We start from the raw sequence: 24968 nt of genomic DNA, 5'->3' as shown, positions 1-24968 counted from the left end.
AACATGAGATTGAGTTATGACGACTGAAATTCACGCACACAACGTTTTAAACCTGCTTAGTGAAAAGCCACTGACTCGCGAAGAGCTAACATTAGCACTTGCTCAAACCTATGGCGAAGAAGCTCGCTTCCATACTTGTAAGCTCAATGGTCTGGATTTAGATAGCCTATTGAAGTTTTTCCTGAAGATGGAAAAGGTCGTGGTTATTGATGACAAGCTTTGCACTAATCGCGAACGTGTGTGTAATCACTAATTCTTAGTGGCTTGTTTTATTCGTGAATAAAGAGTGGGTGCATGTTTCGGCTCCACTCTTTTCATTACCTTTCAATCTGCTTTCGCTAATTTGCCTTCTTATAACATCCCCTTTTAAAAGCATCAGTTAACCCGCTTATCACTGCGTTCGAAAATCAATGTTGAGGCTGCTATACTTCGCGCACTTACGCTTTTCGAGACAAACTTATGGAAATCTTATCTGCAGCAACCATGCTGTTTCTTATCATGGACCCGCTTGGCAACTTGCCAATCGTGCTCTCTATCCTTAAGCATATTGACCCGAAGCGTCGCCGTATGGTTCTGATTCGTGAGCTGATGTTCGCACTGGTTATCTTGCTGCTGTTCTTATTTGCGGGTCAAAGCATCATGAACTTCCTGCACGTGCAGCCTGAAACCTTGAGTATCTCTGGCGGTATTATTCTGTTTATTATCGCGATTAAGATGATTTTCCCAAGTGCGGGTAGTATTACTGGCCTCGCGGCGGGTGAAGAACCGTTTATTGTGCCGATGGCGATCCCAATGATTGCTGGCCCTTCAGTGATTGCGGCATTGATTCTGTTGTCGACACAGCACCCTGACAATATGTTAGAGCTTTCAGCGGCTGTGATGCTGGCTTGGGGCGCTACCTTCTTCATTCTGATGTTTAATGGCTTCTTCCTGCGAGTGCTGGGAGAGAGAGGTCTTAAAGCCATCGAACGCTTGATGGGCTTGTTGTTGGTTATGCTGTCGACGCAAATGTTCCTCGATGGTGTGAAAGGCTACATGGGCTAACATCAATATCATTGCTGAATAAAAAAACGCCGCTTAAATGAGCGGCGTTTTTGTCTCTACTGTTTCTGTCATGATGTTTTCTGTAGCTAAGCGTTTTATATCTGGGCTTAAGCTCGATTACATCATGTGTTTGCGTCGGATATCGAGTAAGGCGAAGACACCGAAAATCAATATTGACCACTTCTCCCAACGTGACATTTCGATCTTATCGCCGAATGCACCGATAAAAATCAGCATCTGCAGGCCGTGCATGAAGAACAAGAACGCTGTCATGATATAAAGCGCAATCGCAGCATTACCCGGGAATGGGTAGAAAATATTTACGATTAAGATAAACCAAACAAAGGCGATGGCTACTTTTGCTAGTGGAAGTAAGAACTTCATTTAATAACTCCTATTCTTCAGTGGTTCGATTAAACAGTCGGTAGCTAGACTGGCCAGTGGTCTTATCGCGATGCAATTCCCAGTTCTCTGGCATAGCCTCAAGCTGCAGCTCTTTTTCTGTCTCGACGTAAATGATGGCGTTGTCTGCCAACCAGCCATTGCTCTCAAGCAGTTGTACAGTTTCTGCAAGTAAGCCTTTACGAAATGGTGGATCAAGGAAAACCATATCGTAAGGAGTGCCTGGTTTCTTAAGGAAAGAGATAGCATCAGTATTCACGACATTAATGTTGTCTGCCTTGAGCTCTTTCGCGTTATCAGAAAGCTGTTTAGCCGCCTTTTGATTCATTTCGAGCAGTGTCACCATTTTGGCTTGGCGAGAAGCTGCTTCAAAACCTAGACCGCCAGAACCGGCAAATACATCCAAGCAAGTTGAATGTGGGATATCTTGAGCCACCCAGTTAAAGAGTGTTTCTTTTACTCGGTCAATGGTTGGGCGTAATCCTTCTAAATCATGAACAGGCAGCTTTCTACCTCTCCATGAGCCACTAATAATTCGAACAAAGCCTCCGGATGGCTTTTTTTGTGATGTGTTTTGCTGGCGACGTCTTACCATAGATTTTTTGACCGCTAATAAAGTGATACTATACCGAGCCCAATTTAAGTGGGTTCGTGTATTAAATAAATTTGCAATGACAAAGTGTATCAAGCTAAAAGCAAACTTATCACTGCTTTGTCATTTTTCTTTACTATTCGTTTGTACAAGCTTGTATTGTATAACAATAGCAAAGAGTCGACGTGTATTAAGTCAATACAGCTAATTAGTAGATCTAGGAAACTCCTCTGATGACGGAAAAAAAGAAGCGCGGATTATTATCGTGGCTTGGTTTTGGTGAAGAAGAACAAAGCCCAAAAACTCAGAATGAAGCGAACGTAGAAAGCGTTGAAGATCAAACTGAAGTTGAATCACAAGTTGAGGCTGAACAGGTCGCGCCTGAAGCTGAACAAGTTAAGCCAACTGAATCTGAGCAAGCGCTTGAAGAAGCTCAACAAGAGCAGCAACCTGTCGCAGCAGAAGCAGAAGCAGAAGCAGAAGCAGAAGCAGAAGCAGAAGCAGAACAGGAAGAAGTGGCAGTTCCTCAAGCTAAGGTTGAAGAAGTACAAGAGAAGCCGACAGAAAGCTTCTTTGCTCGTCTTAAGCGCAGCCTAAGCCGCACTAAAGCAAACATCGGTGCTGGTTTCTTTGGTCTGTTCAAAGGCAAGCAAATCGATGAAGACCTGTTTGAAGAGCTAGAAGAGCAACTTCTGATTGCTGACGTGGGTATGAATACCACGGTTAAGATCATTGAAAACCTGACAGAAAAAGCATCTCGCAATGACCTAAAAGACGGTGAAGCGCTTTATGGTCTGCTCAAAGAAGAGATGGCAGACATCTTAAGCCAAGTGGAACAGCCACTGGTTGTTGATACCACTAAAACACCTTACGTTATCTTAATGGTGGGTGTGAACGGTGTAGGTAAGACAACTACGATCGGTAAGCTGGCGAAACAATTCCAAAATGAAGGCAAGAAAGTGATGCTAGCAGCGGGTGATACCTTCCGTGCTGCAGCCGTTGAACAGCTTCAGGTTTGGGGTCAGCGTAACGATGTGCCAGTTATCGCTCAACACACTGGTGCGGACAGTGCGTCTGTTATCTACGATGCGATTGAAGCAGCGAAGGCTCGTGGTGTTGATGTTGTGATTGCTGATACAGCCGGTCGTTTGCAGAACAAGAGCAACCTGATGGAAGAGCTACGCAAGATCGTTCGTGTAATGAAGAAGATTGATGACTCTGCGCCACACGAAATCATGCTAACGCTCGATGCAGGTACAGGTCAGAACGCTATCAGCCAAGCGAAGTTGTTCAGTGAAGTGGCTCCAGTTACGGGTATTACACTGACTAAGCTAGATGGTACGGCGAAAGGTGGTGTAATTTTCTCAATTGCTGACCAGTTCCAGATTCCAATCCGCTACATTGGTGTGGGTGAAGGTATTGATGACCTGCGTCCATTTGAATCTAAAGACTTCATTGAAGCACTATTTAGCCGCGAAGAGTAACGCGAGTAGCAAAGTGGTTTATCCTTAATCTGCTACCGTTTTTAAATTTGATATTAGTGATCGTAAGAGGAATTTTCGGTGATCAAATTTCAGCAAGTGAGTAAAGCCTACCGAGGTGGAAGACAAGCGCTCCAAAAAGTGGACTTTCACCTGAAACGTGGAGAGATGGCTTTTTTGGGTGGGCACTCTGGGGCTGGTAAAAGTACCTTGCTGAAGTTGATCTGCGCGATAGAGCGTCCAACTGATGGACGTGTCTGGTTCAACGATCACGATATCACTCGTATCCCAGCCAAAGACATTCCTTTCTTACGCCGTAATATTGGGATTGTTTTTCAAGACCATCGCCTGCTGATGGACCGTTCGATTTTCGATAACGTCGCTCTGCCTATGCGTATTGAATCTATTTCTGAAAACGAAATAAAACGCCGAGTCAGTGCTGCGTTGGATAAAACCGGTTTATTAGATAAAGCCCGTTGTTTGCCAAGCCAACTTTCTGGTGGTGAACAACAACGCGTGGGTATTGCTCGCGCCGTGGTTAACCGTCCAACTCTGCTTTTAGCCGATGAGCCTACCGGTAATCTAGACCCTGAATTATCTAACCGTGTGTTGCGATTATTTGAAGAATTCAACCGCGCAGGTGTGACGATCATCCTAGCGACGCATGATATCGGGTTAGTGAACACTCGCCCTCAGTACCGCCATCTTGAATTAAACCAAGGATTTTTGAGTGAGGTTGAAGACTATGGCCGCGAATAAGCGCATCAAAAAACCTCAATCTAATCGAGCAGCAAACCGCGCTTCAAGCGACGGCTTCTTTGTTGTTCACTGGAAACAAGCCAAGTCATCGTTCTCGCAAATGTGGCAGCGCCCGTTAGGCAACTTACTGACCCTTGCGGTGATCTCTATGGCGTTGGCGATGCCAGCTTGTTTGTACCTATTAGGTAAAAATGTAGGGGAAGTGGCGCAAGATGTCACTAGCCCGTCACAAATAAGTGCTTATGTAGAGGATGGTATTCCTGAGCCACGAGTAATGGTGCTTAAGGATGAAATCGAAAGTTGGGATCAAGTTGAGCTCGTGGAGTACATTTCTCCGCAGCAAGGGCTTGCAGACCTCAGCCAGTATTCTGGTTTTGAAGACGCCCTAACCATTCTCGACGATTATTCACTGCCAGGTGTGCTGGTGATTACGCCAAGCGTGCACAGCGATACCTTAATTAAAGAGCTGGCAGGCACAGTTAAACAACAAGAATTAGTGACCGATGTTCGCCTAGACGAAGATTGGTTAGCGCGATTAGATGCGATCAAAGCATTAGCGGCTGTCATCGTGATTACCTTAACGGTATTGATGCTGGGCGCGGTATTTCTGATTATCGGCAATACACTACGATTTAATGTGTTGGCGCATAAAGAAGAGATTCAAACCATGAAGCTGATTGGTGCGACCGACAGCTACATTCTTCGACCATACCTTTATGCTGGGATGTGGTTTGGCGTTTTAGGTTCGATTAGCGCTTGGGTAATGACGGCATTGATTACCGTATTGCTGAACAGCGCGGTGGATGACTTGGCTCAGCTATACGACAGCCACTTCCGTTTAATTGGCCTGAGTTGGGATGAATCTTTACTGCTTTTGATCGTCGGAACTCTGCTTGGTAGTGTGGCTGCAAAGCTTTCTGCACAGCGTCACCTAAAAGAAATTGAACCAGTTTAGGTGAATAGAGTCATATTTAGACGAAAAATAGGCACTTCTTAACCAGTTTTTGCCTTGTATAGACGAATTGATTATGCATAATTACTTCCCCCTCCTTGAAACCTGTTCATTTTAGGTTCAAAATTGTAGGGTTTTAATAGATGTATTACTCCAGATCAGAGATTGATGAGGAACCGAATGGCAAACCAAGCGTATCAAATGGCTTTAGTCACACAAGATAGTTTAGATAGCTATATCCGCTCAGCGAACAGCTACCCTATGCTGACTCCTGAAGAGGAACGTGGACTTGCAGAGCGATTACATTACAAAGGTGAGATCGACGCTGCGAAAGGCTTGATCCTTTCCCACCTAAGATTCGTGGTGCACGTTGCAAGAGGCTACTCTGGCTACGGGCTACCAATGGCTGATCTCGTCCAAGAAGGTAACATCGGCTTGATGAAGGCTGTTAAGCGCTTCAATCCAGAAGTTGGTGTTCGTCTCGTCTCGTTTGCTGTTCACTGGATCAAAGCTGAAATCCATGAATACGTTCTACGTAACTGGCGTATCGTTAAAATTGCGACCACTAAGGCACAGCGTAAACTGTTCTTTAACCTTCGTAAGTCTAAAAAGCGTTTGGGTTGGTTCAATAACGGTGAAGTTGAGACGGTTGCTCGTGAACTGGGTGTTGAGCCTTCAGAAGTTCGTGAGATGGAATCTCGCTTAGCAGCACAAGATGCGACGTTTGAAGCGCCTATGGACGATGACGATGGCGGTTCTGCTTACACTGCTCCAGTTTACTACCTAGAAGACAAGGCGTCAGACGTTGCTGAGACGGTTGAAGCGGCTAACTGGGAGTCACACACCAATAATCGCCTAGGGCTAGCACTAGCAAGCTTAGACGAGCGTAGCCAACACATTGTTCGCTCACGTTGGTTAGACGACAACAAGGCAACCCTGCAAGACTTAGCGGATACCTACAGTATATCAGCTGAGCGTGTTCGCCAGTTAGAAAAGAATGCGATGAAGAAATTGAAACAAGCCGTTGGTGATTTCTAATAGCATCTAGTTTCTATTAGCTTCTACTTTCTAGTAGAGCTAACAAATAGCTGAATTTTGAAAAGGCCGAGATCGAGAGATCTCGGCCTTTTTGTTTTGGATCGATTTCTCAACTTTTGCGATCGAAATTTGCAAAATGATTTTGTGGATAACTCTGTGAGAAGTTTATTCGTCAGCTATCTAAAAGCAGTGTGTAGTAAGGCTTTGACGGGGTTTTTCGAGTGGGGATATGTTTCAGTTAACCCACAGTTAGATCAGGATCATTACTACATGTTGTGGATCTATTTTTGAAAAGACACTTTATTCACGCAATTCACAGATTTATCCACAAATGGTGTAAAAGTGATCGCTGGTGGATAACCTTATTAAGTGGATGTGAATGTTAGCCTTGGGATAGGTTACAATGGCAGCAAAGTAAATCAGTATAAAAAGAGAAAGTCATGGACCAGTTTAAACATATCGATGTTAAAGGCGCTCAAGCCCTCATCGAACAAGGCGAAGCTCGACTTGTCGATATACGTGACCCGCAGTCTTTTGCGGTTGCCCACCCAAAAACAGCCTACCACCTGACTAACGATACGATGGTGTCATTCATGGATGAGGTTGAGTTCGAACAACCTATCTTGGTGATGTGCTACCACGGCATCAGTAGCCAAGGTGCGGCACAATATTTAGTGAACCAAGGCTTTGAAGAGGTATATAGTGTTGATGGTGGTTTCGAAGCTTGGCATCGTGCTGAACTTCCAGTGATCGCAGGTTAATGACTTTCATCACCTGAACCGCCTCAAGCATCCCTCATAGATGAATAGGAAGTAACAATGATTAGATTGATGGTGTTAGACAATCCACGTCTTGCTCAAGCATTTATTGATTATATGGCCTCTCGTCAGATCCCTATTCAGATGTCTCCAGAGGGAGAAGGGCGTTTTGCTCTTTGGCTTCTTGATGGCCAATTTCAGGTTGAAACCGAAGCTGAGCTGAATCGTTTTCTGGCTGAGCCCAATCATAAGCGCTATCAAGCTGCATCTTGGGACATGGCAGAGACCAGAAAGAGCAACTTCCATTACCACACGCCAAGCTTCATGGGCATGATCAAAGCCAAAGCAGGCCCAGTGACACTAAGCCTGATGTTGGTGTGTGTGGTGATTTTTGCGCTGCAACAGATCGGTTTTGGCCAAGCTATTTTCAATGCCCTACATTTCCCAGCGGTGGATGGACAGCAATGGCAGCTGTGGCGTTGGTTGAGTCATGCCGTTCTACATTTCTCTGTTATGCACATCGCATTTAATATTTTGTGGTGGTGGCAGCTAGGTGGAGACATTGAGAAGAAACTTGGCAGCCTCAAGCTACTTCAGATCTTTGCTGTCTCTTCTGCGCTTTCAGGTGCTGGGCAGTATTGGGTTGAAGGGGCGAACTTCGGTGGTTTGTCTGGTGTTGTGTATGCCTTGGTTGGTTACTTATGGGTGGTTGGTGCGAAGGCGCCACAACTTGGTTTAGGTATCCCAAGACAGATTGTCGGCTTTATGTTGGTGTGGTTGGTGCTTGGGTACATGCAGCCATTTATGGCTATCGCCAATACGGCGCATTTAGCTGGTCTAGCCGCTGGTGTGATTATTGGCTTTATCGATGCGATGAAAGCACCAAGCTCGGCAAGAAGCTAATTCATATCTTCTAATGAGTAGCCAAACGATAGAGACAAAAAAAGCGGCCAGATGAGCCGCTTTTTTATTGGGATTCGTTTTACATCATTACTGATAAAGGTATTTGGTAAACAGTAAGTCAGCAATCAGGGTTTTACCTGTCTCTGGAAGCAAAATCTTGTTGAGGTGTTCAACTAAGGATTTTCTTAAGTCTTCACGGCCAGATAGAGATTTAATGGTTTCTTCGTTTTGTTTGCCAAGCAATTCAATCACCGCATCGCGAATCAGTGGTTGGTGATGCTCAATAGCGGCCAAGTCGCTACTATTTGCCACCATGATGTCGAGGCGAACCTGAATGTAGCCCAGTTTTTTACCTTTAGTGTAAAAATTGGTGGTCAGGTCTGGCTCTAGCGTGAAGTAGGCGAGTTTAGCTGCCGACTCCTCTTCCGCGAAACTTGATGCTGAAAAGAGTAGGGTAATCGCAAGAAATATTTGGGCTACATAACGTTTGTGCATATTTGTGACTTTTCTTTAGTTTATTCGCGATATTCGAAACGCATTAGTCTTGTTACAATGAGCGGTCTAAATCTAAATACGTTTACAATTCGAAGAACGCTTTAATTTTGTTCGAAAGTTGAAGCTTTATTGTACGTGTAAAGTCACCTATTGAATACTAGTATGAATCAGCCAATATCGCTGTATCTTAATTCGTTAATGAATGTAGATTGGCAAAGTACAGAAACATTTGATTTTCCTAATGAAACCACCAAAGAGTGGCTGATGGAGCAAGGTTCTCTTTCCCGCAAGTTGGGGAAGTGCTGTCAGCACCTGTCTGTTGAGTTGCTTCATAATCAAGTTGTAGAACGCTCAATGCTGCAACAAGACGAGGAACATCTTTTATCATCGTTTGATTGCTTACTGCGTAAAGTGATTTTAAAGGGTGATGACGAACCGTGGGTGTTAGGTCGAACCTTGATTCCCCGAGTCACATTAGAAGATCATCAGCACTCAGACCTTTCTCAACAAGGTAATGTCCCGCTTGGATTGACCGTTTTTAGTGCTGAGAACGTGGAGCGAGATGCGCTGCAAGTTGGTTGGGTTATCGCAGGCGATGAGCGATTACTCGCGCGTCGTTCTCGATTATGGATGAACCATAAACCGATGCTTGTGGCAGAACTGTTTTTACCAACATCACCCATTTACTCTAAGGAGAGTGTGTAAATGCTTGCCACCAAAGCGAAGGCGTATTGGCAATTAACGCGAATGAATCGCCCGATTGGTACCCTATTACTCCTTTGGCCGACCTTGTGGTCACTGATTATCGCCGCACAAGGTATGCCTGATTTTGATGTCTTGGTTGTTTTTGTACTCGGCGTGGTGTTGATGCGTTCAGCTGGCTGTGTGATCAATGACTTTGCGGACCGTAAAGTAGATGGTCATGTTAAACGTACCAAGCAGCGTCCACTGCCGTCTGGTTTGGTTTCCAGTAAGGAAGCGATTCTGCTCTTTTTAGTGCTAGCCGTAGTTTCATTCTTGCTGGTACTCACCATGAATCCACTGACCATTAAGCTCTCATTTATTGGTGTGGGTCTGGCGTTCATTTACCCTTTCATGAAGCGTTTTACGCATCTTCCACAGTTGTTTCTTGGCTTAGCGTTTAGTTGGGCGATACCAATGGCTTGGGCGGCACAAACCAATGAACTGCCAAGCATTGTGTGGTTTGTCTTCGTGATTAACGCGTTGTGGACGATTGCTTACGACACGCAATATGCGATGGTTGACCGAGATGATGACTTGAAGATTGGTATTAAATCGACGGCTATTTTATTTGGTCGCTTCGATAAACTGATTGTTGGCTCTTTGCAACTCGTCACCCTAGCGATGCTGATTGCGTTAGGCATGCATTACCAACTAGGAGATACCTTCTATTGGGCATTGTTGGTAGCGGGCAGCTTGTTTGTGTATCAACAACACCTGATGCGCCACCGTGATCGAGACCTATGCTTCCAAGCCTTTCTCAATAATAACTATGTTGGAATGGCAGTGACCGTGGGCTTGTTCATTACCTTCTGGTAAACATCTGCTTTTCGAGTTAACGAACGCTAAAGAAAAAGGCACCCATTGGGTGCCTTTTTTGATCGTGTTCGGTCTCGCTATTCAAGAGATTCTAAGCTGATGATTACTCCGCTTGGTGGATACTCTCTTGAATCGTCAAACGAACTTCAGGGTAAAGCATTGAGTAGAGAAGCTTAGCGAATTGCTGAGTCTTTTCTAAATCGCAGTTACCATCGTTATCCAGATATTGCTGCTGTTTCAAAGTGGCGAACATCGACGCAAACACGCCTTTATCGAAGAACTCTGGTGCATTAATGCCTTGTAGACGTCCCAGTCGTTGTGCGATGTCTTGGCTCTTCTGCTCAAGATCAGATTTATCCAGATCAGGGTTTTCTGCCAATAGGTTCAAAGCAATAGAGTAGCGCTGTAGCGTTTCTGAAATCGTACGGCCTAACAGCATCAGTGCTTGGCTGTTTGACTGGTTGATGGTGACTTGGTTGTCCGACACCACAAGCATACCTTGGCCAACAAGCTCTTCAATGATGTTCGCTACCACGCTTTCAAGCTGATCTTCGTCATAGCTTAAGAACAACTCTTTCTTCAAGAACGGGTAGATAGCAGCAACGTTCTCTTGAATCGTGTCAATGGTTAGGCCGTGCTGACGAATGGTCATCTGAGCAATTAATGATGGTAGAGCAAACAAATGAATGATGTTATTACGGTAGTAGGTCATCAGAATTGACTGGTGACGGTCTAGCGAAATGATGTCGCCCATTGAGTCTGATTCAATTAGGAACTTGTTCAGCGATTCAGCGTGTTTTACCAGATCTTCAGCACTGTCTTTTGGTACCGTAAATGTATCAGAGTAAGGCACGTTCTTAAGCAGAGACAGGTAACAGTTGATCTGAGAAACCAAAGAGTCACGAGACAATGCACGCTGTCTTGAAGCCAGTAACGCCGTTGCACAAAGTGTTAGTGCGTTGGTCGCTGCCGCATCGTTAATGTGTGTCATCATTTTGGTTGCCAGGTCATTGACCACTGGATTCATCCATTGTGGCTTGCTGGTTCCCATTGGATCGATATCTTTAGTCCACTCTGGAGCGTGCTCGTTCAGATATTGGTTAAGCTGAATCGGCTCACCAAAGTTGACGTAGCCTTTACCAAAATTGCGCAGTTTACGGAGTGTACGAATCACTAGGCTCGCATTTTCTTTTTCTTTGCGCTTACCACGAAGTTCTTTTGCGTAGGTCGCCACTTCCATTACGTGCTCATAGCCGATGTACACAGGTACTAACGTTACTGGACGGTTCATGCCGCGCAGCATAGCCTGAATAGTCATCGCCAACATGCCGGTTTTAGCTTGCAGTAGACGACCCGTACGAGAGCGACCACCTTCACTGAAGTACTCAACTGAGTAACCTTTAGCGAACAATTCTGCCAGATATTCACGGAAAATAGTCGAGTACAGCTTGTTGCCTTTGAAGCTCCGACGAATAAAGAACGCACCACCATGACGAAAAATAGGACCGGCAGGGAAGAAGTTCAGATTGATACCCGCAGCGATATGCGGCGGCACCATGCCTTCGTGGTAAAGCACGTAAGAAAGCAGTAAGTAATCCATGTGACTACGATGACAAGGCACATAAACAATCTCGTGACCATCTTGAGCCAGCTTACGAACTGTTGAAGCGTTGCTGATATGCAGGCCTTGGTACAACTTATTCCACAGCCAACCAAGAATCTTCTCACCACGCTTGATCAGCGAGTAAGAGAAGTTCGCAGCAATCTCGTCCATAATGTCTTGAGCTTCTTTGCTCGCTTTCTCGATCGAGATGTTCTTTGCTTGTGCTTCGTCTTCAATCGCTTTTTTGATCGCTTCTGATTTTAACAGGCGATCAAACAGAGCTTGGCGGCTTGGCAGGTTAGGGCCTGATGCTGCAAGCTTTTGGCGAGAGAAGTGAATACGTGCCACGCGCGCCAGTTTGTGCGCGATGGTGCTGTCGGTGCCGTGTGAGTTGGCCATGTAACGCAGAGAAACCACAGGACTAAAGCGAACCAAGCAGTCACGACCGGCTAGCAATACCGCTTTTGATTTCTCTAAGCCGTTCATTGCCTGTAGGTAAGGCTTCTGGTTATTCTCTTTACCAGGTTTGCGCCCCCACAAAACGGTAGCAGGGATAACTTGAACATCGAGTTCAGAGTCGTCGGCGTGCAGTGAAAGCAATTCAGAGAACACTTCAATTGAAGAGCTTGGTACATAATCATCGTCTTGCAGCAGAGTTTTGCGAGAAGAGATGAAAACGTAGCGTTGCAGTGATTTGCCGTTGATTTCAAGCTTGCTCAACGGATCAGGTAGGCCTAATTCAAGTGCATGTTTTTGCAATGTAAGAATGTCGACACTTGAGCGAAACGGTAAGGCGTATACAATCGGTTTGCTCAAATCAATGTTCAAATCCTCAACAGGGTTTGAAGGAATTGATGTGCCCTTTACCAATACGGATAAAGGTAGCTTCATTAATGAACGTGAAAAAGATTGTCCAGAAGACATATAGGTTCACTGCCTCAATAGTTATTTCAATGTGCTCAAGCGTATCTCTATTTCTATGATGAAAAAGGATAAATCCTATGAGTGAAATAGGGATAAGCCTAGGCGTAAATTTAATCGATGCAAGAATACCAGAAACTGGTCTAACCTTTTAATGGAAATAGTCATATTGCCGTTAAGTTTGTGGAAAATCATTCATCGACTGATTGAGTATAGAGTTAAAAATGACCAAAAAATCAAACACCGGATTCAAACGCATCATAAAAGCAGCAGGCTTTTCATGGCAAGGCCTCACAAGTTCGTTTAAAAGCGAGGCTGCATTTCGGCAAGAAGTGTTCATGGCAGCAATACTGATTCCGTTGGCATTCTATTTGGACGTAAGCCAAGTTGAGCGAATCTTGATGATCTCAGCTGTTGTGTTAGTGATGGTTGTCGAGTTAATCAATACCGCGATTGAAGCAGTTGTTGATCGAATCGGTAGTGAGCATCATGAGCTTTCTGGGATGGCGAAAGATGTCGGCTCGGCGGCTGTTCTCATCTGTCTAATACTAGCGGGTTACGTGTGGCTAGAGATCCTATTTTTGTGATTCTTGAAAAATGAACTAAAAACAACCAATTGCTTTGCTTTTGTTCAGTTACTGGATATACTCACAGTCAACTGTATAAAAAGACAGGTGAATCATGAAGCCGTTAACGCCGCGCCAACAACAAGTTTTTGATCTTATCAAAAGTAAGATTGACGATTTCGGTATGCCACCGACACGTGCAGAAATTGCACGAGAACTAGGCTTCCGCTCTGCTAATGCTGCAGAAGAACATTTAAAAGCTCTTGCTCGTAAAGAAGCGATAGAGATTATCCCGGGTGCGTCTCGTGGTATTCGTATTTTGCTTGAAGATGCAGCAAATGAGGAACAAGGTTTACCATTAATCGGTCAGGTTGCCGCTGGTGAGCCTATTCTGGCTCAAGAACATGTAGAAATGCATTACCAAGTAGACCCAGGTATGTTTAAACCTCAGGCTGACTTCTTACTTCGTGTAAATGGCGAAAGTATGAAAAACATCGGTATTATGGATGGTGATCTACTGGCTGTTCATAAAACACAAGACGTACGCGACGGTCAGGTTGTAGTGGCTCGTGTCGATGATGATGTAACGGTAAAACGCCTAGAACGTAAAGGTTCAACGGTTCTGTTACATGCTGAAAATGAAGAGTTTTCTCCAATCCATGTCGATCTAGAATCTCAACACTTGTCTATTGAAGGGCTTGCGGTTGGTATTATTCGCAACACCGACTGGATGTAGTCAGTACAAACAGCTATTGATATTTATTCTCAATAACTTGTCATTGTAATTGATATTCATTATCATCTTCTTTGTCGAGATACAAGGAAGATGATGATGCCAAACCCAACCAAACCTCAAATGAAGCCGCTTACTCGTAAGCCGCGCTCCTCTGTTCAAAAGGCTTCTTCTGAACAAGGGTCTGCACATCAAGAATTCCAAGTTCCGACGAACCTCGTTCAGCATCTTTGGTTTCGTAGTCGTGAAAGCCTAGCCGATGATGGTCTCGTTTATGACCCCATCGCAGCTCAAGCCTGCAAGCGTTGCCAGCTCGCACCTGAATGTCTTACTGGCGAGCTAGACCAACAACAACTTCTCTACGCAACACTGACTCAACTTTGTGACTCTCAAGTTCAGCAATTTCTATCTCACAACCCAGATGCTTGGATCATCAATGTTGGAGCAGGGCTCGATACCCGCTTCTACCGTTTAGATAATGGACGCTGCCATTGGGTTGAGCTGGATGTCACGGAAAACCTTGTGTGGCGCCAACGTCTGTTCCACAAAAATGAACGCTATCGTTTGGAGTGTGGTTCTGTCGATGACCTGACTTGGTTGGATGAACTCAATATTCCAGAACAAGCCTCGGTGATGGTGGTGTGTGAACATGCTCTGCTGGATTGCAATGAACAGCAAACCGCGCACTTTATTCAATCGCTGAGCCGTTACTTTACTCATGCGCATGCGTGTTTAGTCTTAGCTGGAGATAAAAGCTCAAGTACGTTGGGGCAAAAACTTGGTTCAGGAAAGTATGCGCATGGCCTATCTTCTCCAATAGACAGTGTTCTCAATTGGTTGCCATGGGCACAATGGGTAAAAGCGTTTTCTCCACTAGACCAAAAATGCAACCGTTGGAAATTGTGGCAGCGACTTCTTTGTAAGATCTCTCAGGTCAAAAAGCGTTTAACGCCGCAGTTAGTGCTCGTTAAGTGGTAATCCTAGGTGTTTTGTATTTCGAGTAACTGAGTACATAGCCGGTATAAGTAAAATTCCACAACATAGTGAAAGCCCACCCACTAGGTTAAACTATCGCCTCTAATCTAAGAGGTGATCGTGAAGTTATTTAATCCCCAAACTATTTTTCAAACGCTATCCAATCAGGCGATGCATAAAAAAGTGCTGTTGCTCGCGATCCCGATGGTTCTCTCTAATATTACTGTTCCACTGTTGGGCTTAGTCGATGCGGCGGTTATCGGTCACCTAGAGCACTCTTGGTATTTAGGTGGTGTGGCGCTGGGCGGCACAATGATCAGCGTGACCTTTTGGTTGCTTGGTTTCCTGCGTATGTCGACAACAGGGCTAGCTGCACAATCTTATGGTGCGAATGATGGCAAGCAACTAGGCTTAGTTTTTGTGCAAGGCGTGACCATGGCCTTAGGGTTTGCTGGTGTCTTTTTACTTTTACACAGTTTAGTCGCCGATTTAGTTTTCTCATTGAGTAGCGCCAGTGATCAAGTTAAGCACTATGGTCAGCAATATTTCTCAATCCGCGCTTGGAGTGCACCTGCCGCGCTGACTAACTTTGTGATTCTAGGTTGGCTGCTCGGGACTCAAAACGCCAAAGCGCCAATGTGGATGGTGATCATCACCAATATCACCAATATCGTTTTGGATATTGTTTTTGTTATCGGCTTAGGATGGCAAGTGGAAGGTGCAGCATTGGCATCTGTAATGGCTGATTATGCCGGTCTAACATTTGGCTTGATTTGTGTTTACCGAATCTGGGCGAAGAAGCAGTTACCATCGCCATGGGATCTGCTTAAGAAAACCAGCCAAGGTTTGAGTCGTTTCGTGAAATTGAATCGCGATATCTTTCTTCGTTCATTGTATCTACAAGCGACTTTCACTTTCATGACTTTCCAAGGTGCAAGCTTTGGCGATGATGTTGTTGCGGCCAATGCAGTGTTGATGAGTTTCTTGATGATCATCTCTTATGGGATGGATGGCTTTGCCTACGCAATGGAAGCGATGGTCGGTAAGGCGATAGGCGCGAAAGACAAAGATGAACTGAACCAGTCATTGATTGGTACTTTCTTCTGGAGCTTTAATATTTGTTTGGTACTGACCATAGCGTTCGCACTCGCTGGCTCGAGTTTGATTAATATGATCACTACCATTCCTGACGTGAAGAACCAAGCCGAGGTGTATTTACCGTGGTTAGTCGCAATGCCATTGGTGTCTATGTGGTGCTTCTTGTTGGATGGTATTTTTGTTGGAGCAACCAAGGGCAAGGATATGCGCAATAGTATGTTTGTTGCGACCTGTAGTTTCTTCGCGATTTTCTATTTAGCATCAGGTTTAGAGAACCATGCACTGTGGTTAGCGATGCTGAGCTTTATGGCAATGCGCGGAATTGGTCTTGGTGTGTTGTTTGTTTCTCAGTGGAAGAAAGGGGAGTTTCTCGCTTAGCTCTGAGGGCTCTGTTTGTGGAGAGTAAATGAGGCTGTACAGGTAAAGGGGTATTTAGAACATCATGATCTAATTACTATCAATACCTTAATATTCAGTGTTTTAAATAAAAACAGCAAGCGCGTGGCTTGCTGTTTATGTATTTGGCCTATGGGTGGTCAAATACTCCTATTGGTTCTTTATCTAGAATAAACGGTTAAGCCCGTTGAGTGCTGCAACACGATAAGCTTCCGCCATCGTTGGATAGTTAAAGGTTGTATTCACAAAGTACTCGATGGTATTTGCTTCACCTTTCTGTTCCATGATCGCTTGTCCGATATGGATGATTTCAGCGGCACGCTCACCAAACACGTGGATACCTAAAATCTCTTTGGTTTCGCGATGGAACAGAATCTTCAAGCTACCAATGTCTTTACCCGCAATTTGAGCACGAGCTAGGTGTTTGAATGAAGAACGTCCTACTTCATACGGTACTTTAGCTGCGGTAAGTTCTTGCTCGGTTTTACCAACAGAACTGATCTCCGGGATGGTGTAGATGCCGGTTGGAATGTCTTCGATAAGGTGGCGTTCAGCTTCACCTTTCACAATTGCTTGAGCCACAAATCGACCTTGGTCATAAGCCGCGCTTGCTAGGCTAGGGTAGCCAATCACATCACCGACAGCGTAAACATGGTCAACATTGGTTTGGTAATTGGTATTTACTGAGACTTGCCCACGCGAGTCCGCTTCTAAGCCAACAGCACCAAGGTTCAGTTTATCGGTATTACCCGTTCGGCCATTGGCATACAGTAGGCAATCAGCGCGCATCTTTTTACCTGACTCTAGGTGAATGATCACGCCATCATCAGTGCCTTCAATTTTCTCAAAGGTTTCATCGTTGCGAATCACGACACCGCTGTTCCAGAAGTGATAAGAAAGTGCATCTGAGGTTTCATTGTCTAGGAATGACAACAGACGGTCACGAGTATTGATAAGATCGGTTTTTACACCCAAACCGCGGAAAATCGACGCGTATTCACAACCAATAACGCCAGCACCATAGATGATGATGTGTTGCGGGTCGTGTTTAAGAGAAAGAATCGAGTCACTGTCGTAGATACGTTCATGCAGGAAGTCGACGTTATCTGGTTGGTAAGGGCGAGAGCCTGTCGCGATAACAAATTTGTCTGCACTGTAATGTTCTTCAGTGCCATCGCTTTGCATTACCGAGACAGTGTTGGTATCGATAAAACGTGCAGTACCAAAGACCAACGTGCACTGGTTGCGGTCGTAGAAGCCTTGGCGTAATCGAGTCTGCTTGTCGATAACCGATTTGGCATGCCCCAAAATGTTAGAAAACGTTGAGTGTATGCTTTTGTTGTTCTGACAAAACAGCGGATTACTGTTGAATTCGATAATACGACTTACGGCATGACGCAGTGCCTTTGAAGGAATGGTTCCCCAGTGAGTACAACCACCACCAACGCTGCTCTCTTTCTCAATGATTGCAACGTTCAACCCGGCTTTGGTTAATCCCATCGCTGCCCCTTCTCCTCCGGGGCCACTACCAATTACGATTACATCAAAGTGGTTGGAGTGCGGCATAGATATCTTCCTTGTTATATTTGAGTAACATTGCTTTAGCGAGATTTTAACTGATTCTGTTCTTGGGTACATGAAAAGGGCATCAGAGAGTCGGTGGGATCACGCAGTGTTATCGAAAAAATAATATTTGGTATGTCGTATGTCTCCAAATGACAGTGTGGATATTGAAATTTTTTCTTCGAACGTATTTACTTCGGTACGTGAACAAAGAGGTATGTTTAGTGTCTTATATAACCAGAGTGCCTTATATAAATAAGTGATTCGCGTTATATTGAATAGAGTATTAGACATGCCTGTTTAGGCTGTAAAAGAAGAAATTGATAAAGTATGAAACCAATGGGCATTCGCGCACAGCAAAAAGAAAAAACTCGTCGCAGCTTAATCGATGCAGCATTTAGCCAACTCAGCGCCGATCGTAGTTTTTCCAATCTAAGCTTGAGAGAAGTCGCTCGTGAGGCTGGAATAGCACCGACTTCCTTTTATCGTCACTTCAAAGACATGGATGAGCTTGGCTTAACCATGGTTGATGAAGGTGGCTTACTGCTGCGCCAGTTAATGCGTCAAGCTAGGCAACGCATAGTAAAAGAAGGCAGTGTGATTCGTACATCGGTTGAAACCTTTATGGAATTCATTGAAAGCAGCCCTAACGTATTCAGACTGTTATTGCGAGAGCGCTCAGGAACTTCATTTGAGTTTCGTGCAGCGGTAGCTCGTGAGATACAGCACTTCTCTGCTGAGTTAACCGAATACTTGATAACGACTGGCATGACACGAGACGAAGCTTTTACTCAAGCTGAAGCCTCCGTTATCTTGGTCTTCAACTCAGGGGCAGAAGCATTAGATTTAGATCGACGTCAGCGAGATGAACTGGCTGAACGCTTGATCATGCAATTGCGAATGATGGCCAAAGGGGCTTTTTGGTATCGTAAAGAACGTGAACGTAACCGATTAAAAGGCGGGATTGAATAATGTCGAATGAAAATAATACTGTAAACCGTGGTTCAGAAAGAAAGACACTCGTACTTGCTGTTATTGCCGGTGTGTGTGGTGATGCTCTGTTATCTTGGGTAACAATGAGCGAAGTGGGCTTCTCTATTTTCCCACTGATTGCTTTAGTCTTGGCTGTACAAGCACTTTACCAAGAGTACCTAACTAACCCAGTATCTGAAGATATTCCACTAGTAGGTTTGGCTTGTTTCTTTGTAGGTGCATTTGGCCACTCGGCTTTTGTGAAGGCACAACACCCTGATGCTGGCTCAAACTTCTTTGCGATTATTGTCGCGATGTTGCTTCTTGCATGGGTAGGTAAGAAACTCGGCTTTATCGGCAAAACTGCTTAAGCTGATTTAGAAATTAAAAAAACGAGCCAATGGGCTCGTTTTTTTGTATCTGCTGTTTGGCTTAGACCTGAAAGCGATACTTACGCTTTACGCTCTAGGAATACGCCAGCTTCCATGTGGTGCGTGTAAGGGAACTGGTCAAACAGAGCAAAACGAGTGATGTCGTGCGTTTCGCTTAGGATGTCTAGGTTCTCTTTCAATGTTTCAGGGTTACAAGAGATGTACATGATACGCTCGTAGCCTTGAACCATCTTACAAGTATCAACATCCATACCTGAACGCGGTGGATCAACAAAGATAGTGTTGCAGTTGTAGCTCTTAAGATCGATGTTCGCTTGCTGTAGACGACGGAACTCACGCTTGCCTTCCATTGCTACAGTAAAATCTTCTGCAGACATACGGATGATCTGAACATTTTCAATGTTGTTCGCAGCGATGTTGTATTGCGCAGATTCTACTGACGGTTTCGCCAGTTCAGTTGCCAGTACACGCTCGAAGTTTTGTGCTAGCGCTAATGAGAAGTTACCGTTACCACAGTAAAGCTCAAGTAAGTCGCCTTTGCTGTCTTGAGTACAATCGACAGCCCATTCCAACATTTTCTCTGCCACTTTGCCGTTGGGTTGAGTAAAGCTGTTCTCTACTTGTTGGTAGATGTAGCTATCACCATTCACATCTAGCTTTTCAATTACGTAGTCGCGGTCCAGTACGATTTTCATCTTACGCGCACGGCCAATCAGGTTTAGGTTAAAACCTTCATCGTTTAATTGCTGCTTAAGTGCTTTAGCATCTTGAATCCACTGTTCACCTAATTGACGGTGGTAAAGCAATGACACCAAAATTTCGCCGCTTAACGTAGAAAGGAAGTCTACTTGGAATAGCTTGTGGCGCAGAGAGTGGTTGTCCTTCATTGCATCTGTTAATAGAGGCATTAGGTCATTGATAAGACGGCTAGCTGCAGGGAACAGGTCTACGCGGTATTTTTCTTTAGTCTCTTGATTGAACATGACGTAATACATATCGTCACCTTCATGCCACACGCGGAACTCAGCACGCATGCGGTAGTGTTGTTCTGGAGATTCATACACTTCCAGCTCAGGCACATTATATTCTGAGAACATTTCAGTAAGACGCTCAGTCTTTTCTGCCAGTTGTTCTTGGTAGCGTTGCGGGTTTACATCTAAATTCGCCATTGTTATGCCTTTTGCTGTCGTGCTTTTAAATCAAGAGCGCAGATTTTATTCAATCACAGGCGCTTGTCCAGTGTTGAGAGCCAATCAGTGTAAATAGGCCATGAAAACTATAGCTTATAACTATCTTAGACTAGACAAATGATTCAGAGGTCAATACTATCTTCGGCAAGCTGGTGCCATTTAGATGTATAGATGGCTGAAGAGGGAATCTGGTGTGAATCCAGAACTGACGCGCAGCGGTAAAAGAGAACAAGTATTCACAAGACACTGCAAATAGCTTTTTGTGGGAAGTCGAATATAAGGTAACCAAAAGGTTGTGCTCTTGAGTCCGAATACCTGCCAGCGGCTAAACCATGACATGTGGTTTGGTAGGAATTTACGCGATTTAGGATCACAACATGAACAAATCCCTTTTAGCGGTTGCTGTAGCATCGCTGCTTTCACCTATCTCCAATTTACACGCCCAACAAGCATCTGCCGACGAAACCATGGTGGTTACGGCTAACCGTTTTGAGCAAAGCACGGAAAGTGTTGTCGCTCAAGTTGAAGTAGTAACACGCCAAGATATCGATCGAATTCAAGCTAAGTCTCTAACAGATGTGTTTAGACGATTGACGGGTATTCAGGTTTCACAAAATGGAGGCCGAGGACAGCAAGCTTCGATCTTTGTTCGTGGTGCTAACTCTGATCAAGTGCTTGTTCTCATTGATGGTATTCGTTTTGCGCGAGCTGCAAAGGGTGGTGTCGATTTTAGCCAGTTACCAATTACATTCGTTGACCGAGTGGAATACGTTCGAGGAGCTCGTGCCGCTATGTATGGCTCAGAAGCTATCGGCGGTGTTATCAACATTATTACTGTTGCAAACTCTGACAATGAAAAAACGGCAGTTAGTGCAGGTTTAGGAAGCTTAGATTACCAAGAGCTGAGCTTTGTTAGTGGTACTAAGGTCGGTGAAAATGGTCACTTGAACGTATCTGTTGGTTACGATTCCGATGAGGGATACAACGTTCATCCATTACCAGGTGTTAATGATGGTGATCGCCATGGTTTTGAATCACGCAATGCTCTAATTGGTTATGTTCATAATTTTGATCAGCAATGGAGTGGCTTCGCGAATTTCCGTATGTTTGAAACCATTTCTCAGTACGATGGTTCATTTGGTACAGACCATTCTTACAAAGAAGCTGAAGTTCAAAATTCGACCTTTGCTACTGGTGTTAAATATAGTGGCAGTGAACTTAAGTCTGATTTCTTAGTTAACTATCAGAATCAAGATAACTGGAACTACGAACAGTCTTTAGGCAAGAACTCAGCGTCAGCAACATCTGATGAGCTTGAACAGCTAAATGTTCAATGGGTGAATTCATACAAACTAACGTCGTCACTGACTCTTAGTGGTGGTGTAGATTGGCGTGATGAGGCTTATATTGTTAAGCCTTCGAATACTGAATACGACAGAACGAATGTTGCGTACTTCGCTGCATTAAACGCAGATGCGGATAAAGTGTTCGGAGAACTGAGTCTTCGTGTTGATGACAATGAGCAGTTTGGTACAGAAACTACTTACAACACAGGGTTAGGCTATCGTTATGCTGAGTGGCTTGTTGTAAAAGCAGCTTATGGCACATCCTTCAAAGCACCTAACTTGTATCAACTATATAGCTACTACGGTAATGCACAGTTAGAAGCTGAAAAGGCAGATTCATTTGAACTGACTTTTGGTGGCTTAATCAAGGATGTTGATTGGTCGATTACTGGCTATGACACGAACGTCGAAGACTTAATTGATTACAACTACGCGACAAGTAAGTACTACAATACCGATGGCGAAAGCCAATTACGTGGTGTGGAAATGGTCGTTGGATTTGATACTAGCTTTATTAACCACCAAGTGAGCGCTAATTTCCAAGACCCAGAAGATCAATCTGGTGAGCAACTGATACGCCGAGCTAAGAAGATTTACAAGTATAATGCAGTGGCTAGTTTCGATGATGTTGATGTTTCATTAGGTTTCCAATATGTAGGTGAGAGACCGGACTTCTCTGAAGATCTCGCAGCGTATAGCTTGTTTGATGTTTCAGTGAACTACTATGCGAATGAAAACCTTACTTTAAATGGTCGAGTGGATAACTTAACTGACGAAGAGTACGAGACTGCTGGTGGATACCCATCACCAGAGCGTACATATTACGTGAATGCTACTTACCAATTCTAATTATCACCTAAACCGCCTTCGGGCGGTTTTTTCTTATTGGGTATATCAATGAAAAAGAAAGTCGTCATAAGTTGGTCGTCAGGAAAAGACTCTACATTAACCCTAGAACGTCTACTTGAAAGCACCGAGTATGAAGTTGTTGCTCTCTATACTACGTATGTTGGTGATGAGGTTCCTTTCCAGGTAACTCCTATTGATGTCGTTGCCATGCAGGCACAATTAATCGGTTTGCCACTCATCACCATAGAGCTTCCTGAAGTGTTCCCGAGCAATGAGATTTACCAAAGTACGATTGTCTCAGCATTGGAAGGGTCTTGCTTATCAATTGATGCGGTCGCATTTGGCGATATGTTTTGCAATGGCATTGCCGACTATAGAAAAAGCTATATAGAACCGGCTGGCTGGGAGTGTGTGTTTCCACTAATGGGAGAGAGTAGCCAAACTCTGGCTCAAGAAATCATAAATAGAGGAATCGAAACCTTTCTCGTCACAGTTGATAGCGATGCATTAGACATGAGCTATTGCGGAAAAGAATACACGCCTGAACTAATAGACAGTTTGCCAAGTCACGTCGACCCATGTGGAGAAGATGGTGAGTTCCATACCTTAGTCACGTCAGCGCCATGCTTTAAAGGTAAGCTTAAGATAGAGCTAGAAAATGTAGAGCAGGGTGAGCGCTTTGGGCATCAACGCTACCGAGCTTGCATTATGTAGAGTGATGATTGGCGAAAACTAGGTGAAGGGGTATCATTGCTGCGGAACTTATTACAGGTAATGGTTGTGTCGGAAAGCATACAAAAAAACATATTGGTCTTTGATTCTGGAGTTGGCGGCCTCTCTGTATATAAAGAGATAAGCCAGTTACTACCAAATCACAACTATATCTATGTATTCGATAACGAGGCTTACCCATATGGTGAGCTCGATCAGCAAGTCCTCATTCAGCGAGTCCAAAGTATCGTCGCCAGTTTTGTTGCGAGTCACGCTATTGATATTGTGGTGATAGCTTGTAATACGGCCAGTACGATAGTCCTGCCTGCACTTCGCGCTAATAACCTTATCCCTATTGTCGGTGTTGTCCCGGCAATCAAACCTGCCTCGTTACTGGCTAATAAAGCGGTTGGACTTATTGCAACCCCTGCGACGATTACTCGTGAATACACACACGAGCTCATCAAAAACTTCTCGAGTAATAAAAGAGTAGAGCTGTTGGGTTCTACTCGACTGGTGGATATGGCCGAAGATAAACTCAGAGGCGAGGAGATTAGCCTTGAAGAGTTACAGCAAATCCTTCAGCCGATGATCAACACAATTGATGTGGCTGTATTAGGATGTACTCATTTCCCATTGATCAAATCAGAGATTCAACAAGTACTAGGTGAAAGTGTAGTGCTGATAGATTCTGGTAAAGCGATAGCTAAGCGGGTTCAAGATTTGTTGGGTTTGGAAAGCGTTAATAAAGAAGGGGGAGTACGTGAAGTTTTTTGTAGTGCACTTCCTAAAAAAGAAAGTGCACTAAATAGTATGTTAAAGCAGTTAGGGTTTAGCTCAGTTCAGATTCGTCCGCTTCAGGATGTTTAGGATCATTTGCAACACGTACTTTTAAAGTGCGTTGCATGTAATCTTTATCGTTAAGTGCAGAGATTGCATGATTCACATCATTACTTGCCATAACAACAAATCCAAAGCCTCTTCTTTTACCAGTACGTTTGTCTTTCATTAAACGTACTGCAAATACTTCACCATGCTCTGAGAATAATTCACGTACATGTGATTCGTTCGCTTTGTATGGAAGGTTACCCACATAAAGTGTTTTGGTTGAAGCCTTAGGTTCTGAATCTGATTTTGAGTCGGTGCTTGAAAAGTTAACAACAAAAGCGGAAGCCAAGACACCAAGGATAAAGGTAATTGCAGGCGATATATCTACCTGAGAGAAAACAATGCCGCCTAATACAGCCAGTGCGACAATTAACAACATCGATTTTTTTGAGTTCATATCGGAATACTACATATTAATAAACGAAATAGACGCATCTACCATTAACAAAATAGACACATGAATCTTACGTTCATGGCTTCCATTTTTCCAATGTATTGCTGTGATACGTCTCAAATGTTTAGTTTTTATTCGAAAAATGCGGATCTGGTGGCTTTTTAGGCGAACAAAACTTTTATTTCAAAAAGCCCTTGTGCTCCATCTCAATCTCTCTATAATGCCGCCTCACCGACACGGAGTGAGACGAAAGTCACACAGCGAAATCGGTAGAGAAAAAGAGTTTGAAAATAACCCTTGACTCTCAAAGTGGTGCAGGTATAGTACGCACCCCTAGCGACTGAGATGTGAATCACAAAACGCTAGCGCTCTTTAACAATTTAAACC

At 44.2% G+C, this 24968-nt stretch carries 26 protein-coding genes and 1 riboswitch; of the genes, 19 read left to right on the top strand and 7 right to left on the bottom strand.

Annotated elements, in window-relative coordinates:
* Nucleotides 1-16: 16 nt before the first annotated feature.
* Nucleotides 17-253 carry a YecH family metal-binding protein gene (locus tag AB4503_RS06065; protein ID WP_372113973.1) on the top strand — a complete coding sequence of 79 codons (237 nt, stop codon included), beginning with the start codon at nt 17-19 and terminating at the stop codon, nt 251-253.
* Between the two features lie 206 nt (nt 254-459).
* Complete coding sequence (locus tag AB4503_RS06060) at nt 460-1044, top strand: YhgN family NAAT transporter (RefSeq protein ID WP_372113971.1); 585 nt, start codon at nt 460-462, stop codon at nt 1042-1044.
* 117 nt (nt 1045-1161) lie between these two features.
* Here AB4503_RS06060 and AB4503_RS06055 read toward each other — a convergent pair whose 3' ends face one another.
* Both AB4503_RS06055 and rsmD read right to left on the bottom strand, forming a co-directional pair.
* Nucleotides 1162-1428, bottom strand: coding sequence for a DUF1145 domain-containing protein (locus tag AB4503_RS06055; RefSeq protein WP_004736590.1), 267 nt, complete (start codon nt 1426-1428; stop codon nt 1162-1164).
* 10 nt (nt 1429-1438) lie between these two features.
* Entirely contained in the window at nt 1439-2041 is a 603-nt protein-coding gene (gene rsmD / locus AB4503_RS06050) for a 16S rRNA (guanine(966)-N(2))-methyltransferase RsmD (protein WP_004736589.1), read from the bottom strand.
* A 230-nt stretch (nt 2042-2271) separates the two neighbouring features.
* On the opposite strand from rsmD, the gene ftsY reads away from it, so the two are divergent.
* The 6 genes from ftsY to glpG all read left to right on the top strand — a co-directional run bounded on the left by ftsY (nt 2272) and on the right by glpG (nt 7929).
* A complete protein-coding gene (ftsY, locus tag AB4503_RS06045) occupies nt 2272-3522 on the top strand; it encodes a signal recognition particle-docking protein FtsY (protein ID WP_102393083.1) in 1251 nt (416 codons plus the stop codon).
* Nucleotides 3523-3600: 78 nt separating this feature from the next.
* A complete protein-coding gene (ftsE, locus tag AB4503_RS06040) occupies nt 3601-4278 on the top strand; it encodes a cell division ATP-binding protein FtsE (RefSeq protein ID WP_004736585.1) in 678 nt (225 codons plus the stop codon).
* Nucleotides 4265-5233, top strand: coding sequence for a permease-like cell division protein FtsX (gene ftsX / locus AB4503_RS06035; RefSeq protein WP_017061038.1), 969 nt, complete (start codon nt 4265-4267; stop codon nt 5231-5233). Before ftsE ends, ftsX begins: the two co-directional genes overlap by 14 nt.
* 177 nt (nt 5234-5410) lie before the next feature.
* A complete protein-coding gene (gene rpoH, locus AB4503_RS06030; RefSeq protein WP_017055518.1) occupies nt 5411-6268 on the top strand; it encodes an RNA polymerase sigma factor RpoH in 858 nt (285 codons plus the stop codon).
* Between the two features lie 440 nt (nt 6269-6708).
* Entirely contained in the window at nt 6709-7029 is a 321-nt protein-coding gene (glpE, locus tag AB4503_RS06025) for a thiosulfate sulfurtransferase GlpE (RefSeq protein WP_017061039.1), read from the top strand.
* Between the two features lie 57 nt (nt 7030-7086).
* Nucleotides 7087-7929 (top strand): rhomboid family intramembrane serine protease GlpG, encoded by an 843-nt coding sequence (gene glpG / locus AB4503_RS06020; RefSeq protein ID WP_017063770.1) that lies wholly within the window; start codon nt 7087-7089, stop codon nt 7927-7929.
* Nucleotides 7930-8016: 87 nt separating this feature from the next.
* Here glpG and AB4503_RS06015 read toward each other — a convergent pair whose 3' ends face one another.
* A complete protein-coding gene (locus AB4503_RS06015) occupies nt 8017-8424 on the bottom strand; it encodes a flagellar basal body-associated protein FliL (protein WP_017063771.1) in 408 nt (135 codons plus the stop codon).
* Nucleotides 8425-8586: 162 nt separating this feature from the next.
* Between AB4503_RS06015 and AB4503_RS06010 the strand changes: the two genes are divergently transcribed.
* Nucleotides 8587-9129 carry a chorismate lyase gene (locus AB4503_RS06010; protein WP_164091128.1) on the top strand — a complete coding sequence of 181 codons (543 nt, stop codon included), beginning with the start codon at nt 8587-8589 and terminating at the stop codon, nt 9127-9129.
* Entirely contained in the window at nt 9130-9984 is an 855-nt protein-coding gene (gene ubiA, locus AB4503_RS06005; protein ID WP_017068604.1) for a 4-hydroxybenzoate octaprenyltransferase, read from the top strand.
* Between the two features lie 103 nt (nt 9985-10087).
* On the opposite strand, the gene plsB is transcribed toward ubiA, so the two are convergent.
* Nucleotides 10088-12511, bottom strand: a complete 2424-nt coding sequence (gene plsB, locus AB4503_RS06000) for a glycerol-3-phosphate 1-O-acyltransferase PlsB (RefSeq protein WP_372113968.1) — start codon at nt 12509-12511, stop codon at nt 10088-10090.
* Nucleotides 12512-12732: 221 nt separating this feature from the next.
* Here plsB and AB4503_RS05995 point away from each other — a divergent pair, with 221 nt between their 5' ends.
* From AB4503_RS05995 to dinF, 4 genes are all read left to right on the top strand, one after another.
* Complete coding sequence (locus tag AB4503_RS05995; RefSeq protein ID WP_010438699.1) at nt 12733-13095, top strand: diacylglycerol kinase; 363 nt, start codon at nt 12733-12735, stop codon at nt 13093-13095.
* 94 nt (nt 13096-13189) lie between these two features.
* Nucleotides 13190-13810 carry a transcriptional repressor LexA gene (gene lexA, locus AB4503_RS05990; RefSeq protein ID WP_022570862.1) on the top strand — a complete coding sequence of 207 codons (621 nt, stop codon included), beginning with the start codon at nt 13190-13192 and terminating at the stop codon, nt 13808-13810.
* Nucleotides 13811-13906: 96 nt separating this feature from the next.
* Entirely contained in the window at nt 13907-14785 is an 879-nt protein-coding gene (locus AB4503_RS05985) for a class I SAM-dependent methyltransferase (RefSeq protein WP_017063775.1), read from the top strand.
* Between the two features lie 117 nt (nt 14786-14902).
* Nucleotides 14903-16258, top strand: coding sequence for an MATE family efflux transporter DinF (gene dinF / locus AB4503_RS05980; RefSeq protein ID WP_017067882.1), 1356 nt, complete (start codon nt 14903-14905; stop codon nt 16256-16258).
* 183 nt (nt 16259-16441) lie between these two features.
* Here dinF and sthA read toward each other — a convergent pair whose 3' ends face one another.
* Entirely contained in the window at nt 16442-17842 is a 1401-nt protein-coding gene (sthA, locus tag AB4503_RS05975; RefSeq protein WP_017061048.1) for a Si-specific NAD(P)(+) transhydrogenase, read from the bottom strand.
* 327 nt (nt 17843-18169) lie between these two features.
* On the opposite strand from sthA, the gene fabR reads away from it, so the two are divergent.
* Together fabR and AB4503_RS05965 are read left to right on the top strand one after the other, a co-directional pair.
* A complete protein-coding gene (gene fabR / locus AB4503_RS05970; RefSeq protein ID WP_010438693.1) occupies nt 18170-18811 on the top strand; it encodes an HTH-type transcriptional repressor FabR in 642 nt (213 codons plus the stop codon).
* Complete coding sequence (locus AB4503_RS05965; protein ID WP_017061049.1) at nt 18811-19182, top strand: YijD family membrane protein; 372 nt, start codon at nt 18811-18813, stop codon at nt 19180-19182. The genes fabR and AB4503_RS05965 overlap by 1 nt, the downstream gene beginning before the upstream one ends.
* An 80-nt stretch (nt 19183-19262) precedes the next feature.
* On the opposite strand, the gene trmA is transcribed toward AB4503_RS05965, so the two are convergent.
* Nucleotides 19263-20372 (bottom strand): tRNA (uridine(54)-C5)-methyltransferase TrmA, encoded by a 1110-nt coding sequence (gene trmA / locus AB4503_RS05960; protein WP_372113966.1) that lies wholly within the window; start codon nt 20370-20372, stop codon nt 19263-19265.
* Between the two features lie 154 nt (nt 20373-20526).
* Nucleotides 20527-20731, top strand: a riboswitch (cobalamin riboswitch).
* A gap of 39 nt (nt 20732-20770) precedes the next feature.
* Between trmA and btuB the strand changes: the two genes are divergently transcribed.
* The 3 genes from btuB to murI are packed head-to-tail and all read left to right on the top strand — an operon-like array spanning nt 20771 to nt 24169.
* Nucleotides 20771-22588, top strand: coding sequence for a TonB-dependent vitamin B12 receptor (btuB, locus tag AB4503_RS05955; protein ID WP_017070283.1), 1818 nt, complete (start codon nt 20771-20773; stop codon nt 22586-22588).
* Between the two features lie 48 nt (nt 22589-22636).
* Nucleotides 22637-23302: an ATPase gene (locus AB4503_RS05950; RefSeq protein WP_017067885.1), complete on the top strand. Its 666-nt coding sequence runs from the start codon at nt 22637-22639 to the stop codon at nt 23300-23302.
* Between the two features lie 60 nt (nt 23303-23362).
* A complete protein-coding gene (murI, locus tag AB4503_RS05945; protein ID WP_372113983.1) occupies nt 23363-24169 on the top strand; it encodes a glutamate racemase in 807 nt (268 codons plus the stop codon).
* Here murI and AB4503_RS05940 read toward each other — a convergent pair.
* Nucleotides 24132-24584 carry an RNA-binding protein gene (locus AB4503_RS05940; protein ID WP_017061054.1) on the bottom strand — a complete coding sequence of 151 codons (453 nt, stop codon included), beginning with the start codon at nt 24582-24584 and terminating at the stop codon, nt 24132-24134. The two genes, murI and AB4503_RS05940, sit on opposite strands and share 38 nt — an antisense overlap.
* Nucleotides 24585-24968: the final 384 nt, after the last annotated feature.

Source organism: Vibrio sp. 10N.222.55.B11 (assembly GCF_041473705.1).
Lineage (GTDB): Bacteria > Pseudomonadota > Gammaproteobacteria > Enterobacterales > Vibrionaceae > Vibrio > Vibrio crassostreae_C.
Note: the sequence above shows the minus strand (reverse complement) of the source record. Positions and strands in the feature narration are given on the sequence as shown.

What these genes read in the sequence shown, in the direction of transcription:
- AB4503_RS05985 (WP_017063775.1), top strand. Translation starts at nt 13,907, where the DNA reads ATGCCAAACCCAACCAAACCTCAAATGAAGCCGCTTACTCGTAAGCCG.
- lexA (WP_022570862.1), top strand. Translation starts at nt 13,190, where the DNA reads ATGAAGCCGTTAACGCCGCGCCAACAACAAGTTTTTGATCTTATCAAA.
- ubiA (WP_017068604.1), top strand. Translation starts at nt 9,130, where the DNA reads ATGCTTGCCACCAAAGCGAAGGCGTATTGGCAATTAACGCGAATGAAT.
- AB4503_RS06055 (WP_004736590.1), bottom strand. Translation starts at nt 1,428, where the DNA reads ATGAAGTTCTTACTTCCACTAGCAAAAGTAGCCATCGCCTTTGTTTGG.
- murI (WP_372113983.1), top strand. Translation starts at nt 23,363, where the DNA reads ATGGTTGTGTCGGAAAGCATACAAAAAAACATATTGGTCTTTGATTCT.
- trmA (WP_372113966.1), bottom strand. Translation starts at nt 20,372, where the DNA reads ATGGCGAATTTAGATGTAAACCCGCAACGCTACCAAGAACAACTGGCA.
- rpoH (WP_017055518.1), top strand. Translation starts at nt 5,411, where the DNA reads ATGGCAAACCAAGCGTATCAAATGGCTTTAGTCACACAAGATAGTTTA.
- ftsY (WP_102393083.1), top strand. Translation starts at nt 2,272, where the DNA reads ATGACGGAAAAAAAGAAGCGCGGATTATTATCGTGGCTTGGTTTTGGT.
- plsB (WP_372113968.1), bottom strand. Translation starts at nt 12,511, where the DNA reads ATGTCTTCTGGACAATCTTTTTCACGTTCATTAATGAAGCTACCTTTA.
- rsmD (WP_004736589.1), bottom strand. Translation starts at nt 2,041, where the DNA reads ATGGTAAGACGTCGCCAGCAAAACACATCACAAAAAAAGCCATCCGGA.
- ftsX (WP_017061038.1), top strand. Translation starts at nt 4,265, where the DNA reads ATGGCCGCGAATAAGCGCATCAAAAAACCTCAATCTAATCGAGCAGCA.
- glpE (WP_017061039.1), top strand. Translation starts at nt 6,709, where the DNA reads ATGGACCAGTTTAAACATATCGATGTTAAAGGCGCTCAAGCCCTCATC.
- AB4503_RS05950 (WP_017067885.1), top strand. Translation starts at nt 22,637, where the DNA reads ATGAAAAAGAAAGTCGTCATAAGTTGGTCGTCAGGAAAAGACTCTACA.
- sthA (WP_017061048.1), bottom strand. Translation starts at nt 17,842, where the DNA reads ATGCCGCACTCCAACCACTTTGATGTAATCGTAATTGGTAGTGGCCCC.
- AB4503_RS06060 (WP_372113971.1), top strand. Translation starts at nt 460, where the DNA reads ATGGAAATCTTATCTGCAGCAACCATGCTGTTTCTTATCATGGACCCG.
- AB4503_RS06015 (WP_017063771.1), bottom strand. Translation starts at nt 8,424, where the DNA reads ATGCACAAACGTTATGTAGCCCAAATATTTCTTGCGATTACCCTACTC.
- btuB (WP_017070283.1), top strand. Translation starts at nt 20,771, where the DNA reads ATGAACAAATCCCTTTTAGCGGTTGCTGTAGCATCGCTGCTTTCACCT.
- AB4503_RS06010 (WP_164091128.1), top strand. Translation starts at nt 8,587, where the DNA reads ATGAATCAGCCAATATCGCTGTATCTTAATTCGTTAATGAATGTAGAT.
- fabR (WP_010438693.1), top strand. Translation starts at nt 18,170, where the DNA reads ATGAAACCAATGGGCATTCGCGCACAGCAAAAAGAAAAAACTCGTCGC.
- AB4503_RS05940 (WP_017061054.1), bottom strand. Translation starts at nt 24,584, where the DNA reads ATGAACTCAAAAAAATCGATGTTGTTAATTGTCGCACTGGCTGTATTA.
- AB4503_RS06065 (WP_372113973.1), top strand. Translation starts at nt 17, where the DNA reads ATGACGACTGAAATTCACGCACACAACGTTTTAAACCTGCTTAGTGAA.
- AB4503_RS05995 (WP_010438699.1), top strand. Translation starts at nt 12,733, where the DNA reads ATGACCAAAAAATCAAACACCGGATTCAAACGCATCATAAAAGCAGCA.
- glpG (WP_017063770.1), top strand. Translation starts at nt 7,087, where the DNA reads ATGATTAGATTGATGGTGTTAGACAATCCACGTCTTGCTCAAGCATTT.
- AB4503_RS05965 (WP_017061049.1), top strand. Translation starts at nt 18,811, where the DNA reads ATGTCGAATGAAAATAATACTGTAAACCGTGGTTCAGAAAGAAAGACA.